The sequence below is a fragment of the Gilvimarinus sp. 1_MG-2023 genome, assembly GCF_030548285.1.
In genome coordinates this window covers 1-287 of sequence record NZ_JAUOSC010000814.1, presented here as the reverse complement: position 1 = coordinate 287, position 287 = coordinate 1, and the positions used below count along the sequence as shown (strand labels likewise).

At 51.2% G+C, this 287-nt stretch carries 1 protein-coding gene; it reads left to right on the top strand.

What is annotated here, in order from left to right:
* Window positions 1–27: 27 nt before the first annotated feature.
* On the top strand, window positions 28–287 hold a 260-nt coding region (locus Q4563_RS19155), incomplete at its 3' end, for a DMP19 family protein (protein WP_303605643.1).

The following is a 287-nucleotide window of genomic DNA, read 5'->3' as shown; positions in this document are numbered from 1 at the left end:
GATGTGATCTACGATAAAGAAGCAGATTTGGGCTACGAGTCCCTGAGTGATGCAGAAAAAACCGTTTTTTGTATCGACAGTCTGCTCAGAGAAATGGAAAACGGCGGTTTTGTGCAGTTTTTTCACCATGAGGTTGGCGCTCAGGCGGAAGACACTTTAGCTGCATTGGAGCGGGTCAAATCCCGCGACATCCACGCGATATTCGACGAGTTGCTGGATCTTTTCCCCGATCGGGCGGTGCCTGCAGATGAAGACGCTCGCAGTGCTCTGGTCAGTCAGCTGGAAGA